This is a genomic window from Okeania sp. SIO2B9 (assembly GCF_010672505.1).
Taxonomy (GTDB): domain Bacteria; phylum Cyanobacteriota; class Cyanobacteriia; order Cyanobacteriales; family Microcoleaceae; genus Okeania; species Okeania hirsuta.
In genome coordinates, this window is record NZ_JAAHGK010000455.1 from 1 (window position 1) to 5,322 (window position 5,322).

Genomic DNA, 5,322 nt, shown 5'->3' on the forward strand with positions numbered 1-5,322 from the left:
TAATCAAATTACCCAAAGAATATATAATAGGTTGCCCCTTATAAATTTCTGCCCCCTGCAATACCTTAGGATGATGTCCTACAACTAAATCAGCACCTTGATCGATTGTTGACCTAGCTATATCCATTTGCCAGTCTCCAGGATATTCTGATAATTTTACTCCCCAGTGATAGTTAACAATAATCCAGTCTACCTGCTTTCTCAGAATTTGAATATCTGTAGCTATCTGGTCTTTATGGCGACTGTTAACTCCTACTATCCCAGCATTTGGTTGAAGATCTGTATCATCATAGCTGAGGTAGGCAATCTTTTGGCCTTTAACCTTAATAATCTTGGGTTTTCTGGCCTCATCTTTTGTTTTGCCCGCTCCTACAGAGTGAATATTTGCCTGCTCTAGAATATCTATTGTTTCAACTAAGCTTTGTTGGTTATTGGCCTTATTCTGGTCGTTGGCCAAATTCACTAGATCCACTCCTCCAGAAGTCAAGACATTGACATAGTTAGAATCTACTGCTAGTTTATTCTGACTGTTTGTACTATTGATGGTAGAACGAGTCAGAGGATTTTCCAGATTAACCATTGCCAGATCAGCTTTTCTATACTCATCCATTTTGGCAAAAGGTAACTTATAATCCTCTTTTACTACATCAGAAACTGGATGAGATAAATTGACATCTCCACCAAACATTAAGGTAACCGTAGGGTCGTTTGGGTTTGTGAGTTTTATATTATTAATTACTCGTACTTTTCCAGCAGCAGTTTCCACTGATGAAATTGAATTTCGCACTAGCACTTCATAATAACTTACCCAACAACCCAATATAAAGGTAGCCACCACTGAACCTATTAATATGAAAGAGCGGAATATTTGAAATTTAAAATTATTACTTTTGGTGGGAATATTAGATTGATTATTTAATGTTCTTTTTAGTGGAATTCTAACAGATTGTTTCCATAGGATATTGGGTGAACCCCTAAAACGTCCTATAATGTTTACTCTTTCTAGCAAAGGAGAATTCAGTTGATAAAGTTGCTGACAAATAAACTTGATTAATTTCTCTGTTGGAGGTTCCTTCTGAAACTCTACTAAAACTTGTAAATATCCAGTGGTTTCTTTAGCTACACGAGCTGATATCCCTTGAGGTTTTAATTCTTTATTTATCCAGTAACTAATCGCCTTAAAATCACCGGATCGTGCTAATTCTAAAAGAGATGGTGGAGTTAAAGTAGGTGTGTAAGTCATATTTTAACCTAATAGTTAAAGCTTTCAGATAGTAGGTACAAAAGTTTGAAAAAATCAACAATACTGTATTTTATCTAAACAAATATGTCATCCTGACTCCGGTTGTAAGTTTTGCCTAAGTCTGTATCAGTAAAATTGACATACGTTAAGCAACAATTTTAATATTTATGACAAAAATTATCTGTAGTTTAGTATGGAAGTCAAAAAAAAATATTTTAAAGAATTAAATCAGGAAGATACTGAAAGATATAAATAATATAGGTAGTCCTAAATATGTAAGGATAGAAGGAAAATATCCAGAATATAGTGTGTTAATCTGATGTCAATAATATTATATCTTGTCCCAACTGTACCTCAAACCAGATTGTCAAGAACGGTAAAATTCACGGTTGGCAAGCAAAACTTTAGATGCCGAGACTTTGGCCGACAATTTGTCCAAAATCCCCAAGGAGGAGATGACTAACCAAGAAATTAAAGAGTTTATCAATCAACTCTTGCAAGAATTGCTACCCTTAGCTGCTATTGCTCGCTTCACGGGAGTCTCTTAGCCTTGGTTACAAAGATATGTGAATCACCTTGACCAAATAGTACCCATACAGGTAGAAGTGGGAGTCAAAAAAAGGACATATGACCATCCAATGTGATGATATGTGGTCATTCGTTGGACATAAAGGAAAAAAGCAATGGGTTTGGTTAGCTATAGATTTTGTGACTCGAGATATTGTAGGAGTGTATATCGACTCCCAAGGTATTGAGAGGGCAGAAGGATTATGACGTTCGCGAAGCGTGGCGGAGTGCCCTATTACACATATGGTAAAAATCAAAAATCAAATCAATTCTTATCCATAAATTATCAATTATTTCTCCCTTTTGCCAGATCAGCTGTTGCCTATTGCCTCTTTTCTGGATATGTCTATATGCTACCACAAGTGTATAGACAATGTGCTGTTTGTTACACAGATTTTTGGTCTGGTTATCAAGAGATTTTTCCCAGCAAGGGACATCAGACTCTAGGAAAAGAAACTCGATCAACAAGTTACATTGAGCTACTCAATAATACTTTATGCCAAAGGATTTCTCCCTTGCTCAGAAAGACTATCTCCTTTTCCAAAAAGCTAGAAAATAACATTGGAGCGATTTGTTACTTCATTCATCATAATGCATTTTTACCTGTTTAGGAATACCATAATATAAGTATATATAGCTTCAATTTATAAATTATAGTTTTGATGATTTGGCAATTATGCCTTATGAAATTTTAAGTTTTATAGTAGCCCATGAATTTAAGTTTATTTATTTTTAAGATATGAACAAATCAGCAATTAGTGATTGTATTGGCAATGATGACCATCAGTCATGCAAGTATTACCATGTTGTCCTCATCTTGTAAAATCTGACTAGTAAAAAAAATTAAAAAATTATCTAAAGTTAATTGAGTTAATCAGCTAAAAGCTTTAATAAGACTAAAATAGAAGTAGGTAGTTTGACTTTCATTATCAATTACTGTTGTATAGTAGAATTAAAAATAATGAAAATTAAGTATAACAGTATAGTAAATATTCTTAAATTGCAGATCAGGGCAACAAGTTGTTCTAAAAACTGATATTTAAGTTACAATATCTCTAGGAGTGAATGTTTAATGTAGTAGTATTACAAACTAACACCACTTCCTATTACCTTTTAATGTTGCAAGCTGAAAAATTAATTTCTCTTCTCATAATTCCTTGGTGGGAGTTATGTGTTGATGGTAGTCATGCTAGTCATAGACCTTAAATATAGTTTTGAGTGTCCACTAAACCAAACAAGCTTAGAGAAAAAATTTGTCTTTGCCAACATTTTCAGTAAATAGTCTTCTGTAAGTATATTTGATCAAACTTATTGACTGGGAGTATAGAAAGCCAATGCTACAACGCAAGATATATCAAATTTGTTGTGATGGTCGTGAAGTCTGTATTTTTTTGCGAGATCAGCAGCGTTGGGTTGAAAAAGCAAAGATATTAGATATAGAGGGAGATTTAGTAACTATACGCTATGAAACAGATGAAGATGATGAAATCTGTTCTTGGGAAGAAATGGTCCGTTTAGAAAGTATAGGGGCGATTACCCAAAAATTAGCATCTGTACCAAGGAATAATATAGAACCTCTAGTATCTGAAGATTGTCCAGAAGCTGAACGGATTCGCAATCACTACCCAGAATCAAATCAGCAGGAATAATATTTTAAGATATGATATTAATTATGTATTTACTGATATTTTATCCCTAAATACAAAACCATATCTTAAATGACTGGTTGTATATAGAATAGCTTGATTAATTAGTCATTTTACTCTGTTTATTCAGTAGAAGGAAAATGAAGGGACTTAAACATAGGACAGTACCCATCAGATGTTACCCTAAATCCATATAGAGCTGAAGTAGGATTTGAGCAATGTTGTCCTCGATAATATAAACAATTACCGCAACAATCTAACTCAGGAGAAATAAAGCGATCGCCAGTCTGATAAAGAAGTTGTCGTTGAGAAATCCCTCTCATAACCAACTCTTCTCCTTGCCAACGGACTTCCACAATACCTGTATCAGCAAAAATTGGCCAACGACTATCATTTGTAATGCTCTGAGGTAAAGAAACTATTACCTCTGTTTCCAACTCAGTTAATTCTCCCTCATAATTAGTTTCAGGTAATGTAGGTACTATAAATGTATCACCAATTGGTAACTCTACCAAAACACCATTACCTGGAGAGTGGAGTTGATAACGGTTGCGTAACTCTTCAAGATTAGTCAGGTCAGCTATATAACTAGGACTGCCATGAACAAAAACTATATGTTGAGGACGTAGGTTGTGAATTAACTGTGTTGTTCCCAGTCCATCACAATGCTCGGTCAGAAGATATGTTTCAGTATGAACAAAATTCAACTCTTGTGAAATTTTTCCTGGTGTTTCAGGTACTAACACAATAAAAGAATTATCTTGATTCATAACATATTGACTCAAATCAGTATCCCGGTCTGCAATGAGAATATATGGCTTTTCTCCAGAAGGAAATTTTCCTGGCAACTGCCTAAGCACGCGCGGTCTGACCTTTTCGTCCCAAAATAAAGGTTGATGTTGAGCAAAATTTTTAACTGCTGGAGGAAATTGGGATAATAGTTGTAAATAAAGGTCACAAACTTGGGCAACTTGTTCCTCAACCCAAATGTCCAGATCGCGACCTGTGAAATAGTGATGACTGCGCAGAAGCATTAACAATTCTTGTCCTAATCCTAAAGCAGGGGTAGGCAAAATAACCGACATTCCAGAAGTAATAGCTTGATATATTCTTTCTGCAAGGTGATTTTCTAACTGTCGTCGATGTGGATAACGAGCTGTACCATAACTACCTTCAATTATTAAAACATCTGGTTTTAGTCCTCGTAAATCTCCTAAAGGTAAACCTTCAACTAAACGACTATTGGATAAAAATAAATCTCCTGTGTATAAAAGCTTATAGGTTCGATTATCTTCAGCAGTATAAGTCAGAAGAAAAACTGTTGCCCCAGGTAAATGACCAGCAGGAAAAAGCTCTACAGTTAGATCACTACAAAGTTCTATTGGTGAGTGCCAAGGTAAAGGTTGACATAAGTCAGGGATTTCAGAAACAGTAAATTTTGACCAATTGAGAGGTAAAAGTTTAGTTGTTGCTTCACTAGCGTATATTGGTAACTGTGGAAAAGCTTGATGAAGTGCAAGTAGTCCTTGAGCATGGTCTGAATGTGCGTGAGTACATAGGACAATATCTGCTGGGACCTGTTGTTTATTTTCATTAGTACTAGTTAATAATGAAATATCTGCAATACCACAGTCTAATAAAATCCGGTGTGAACCTATTCGGACCAGCATACATATTCCATCATCTCCATGACCTACGCTGTAAGCTAAACATTCTAAATTCATGACAAGGTTAACTGCTTACATTCAGGAATATTTTGATTATCAAGAATTTGAAAATTTGGCGATCTTGAACTGCAAGACTTATCAGTAGAGTACTTCATCATAAAAAATAGGTTAAGTGGGAAACCACCGCTTAAAAGACGGT

General features: G+C 35.0%; 6 protein-coding genes and 1 pseudogene. 5 read left to right on the forward strand and 2 right to left on the reverse strand.

Annotation, left to right across the window (positions count from 1 at the left end; all coding sequences use genetic code 11):
* Positions 1-1,243, reverse strand: a 1,243-nt coding sequence (locus F6K13_RS16760) for a CapA family protein (RefSeq protein ID WP_287287862.1), incomplete at its 3' end; no start/stop codon positions are given.
* 389 nt (positions 1,244-1,632) lie between these two features.
* Here F6K13_RS16760 and F6K13_RS16765 point away from each other — a divergent pair.
* From F6K13_RS16765 to F6K13_RS16785, 5 genes and pseudogenes are all read left to right on the forward strand, one after another.
* Entirely contained in the window at positions 1,633-1,791 is a 159-nt protein-coding gene (locus F6K13_RS16765; protein ID WP_161564401.1) for a hypothetical protein, read from the forward strand.
* Positions 1,792-1,891: 100 nt separating this feature from the next.
* On the forward strand, positions 1,892-2,017 hold the full coding sequence (locus F6K13_RS16770) for a hypothetical protein (protein WP_287276391.1): 126 nt from the start codon (positions 1,892-1,894) through the stop codon (positions 2,015-2,017).
* A 143-nt stretch (positions 2,018-2,160) separates the two neighbouring features.
* Positions 2,161-2,421 (forward strand): annotated as a pseudogene (locus F6K13_RS16775) (IS1 family transposase); the annotation flags it as partial.
* A 454-nt stretch (positions 2,422-2,875) separates the two neighbouring features.
* A complete protein-coding gene (locus F6K13_RS16780) occupies positions 2,876-3,016 on the forward strand; it encodes a hypothetical protein (RefSeq protein ID WP_161564400.1) in 141 nt (46 codons plus the stop codon).
* A 128-nt stretch (positions 3,017-3,144) separates the two neighbouring features.
* On the forward strand, positions 3,145-3,459 hold the full coding sequence (locus tag F6K13_RS16785) for a DUF6679 family protein (RefSeq protein WP_124143973.1): 315 nt from the start codon (positions 3,145-3,147) through the stop codon (positions 3,457-3,459).
* A gap of 119 nt (positions 3,460-3,578) precedes the next feature.
* Here the strand turns inward: F6K13_RS16785 and F6K13_RS16790 are convergent, their stop codons facing one another.
* Complete coding sequence (locus F6K13_RS16790; RefSeq protein WP_124143972.1) at positions 3,579-5,180, reverse strand: MBL fold metallo-hydrolase; 1,602 nt, start codon at positions 5,178-5,180, stop codon at positions 3,579-3,581.
* Positions 5,181-5,322: the final 142 nt, after the last annotated feature.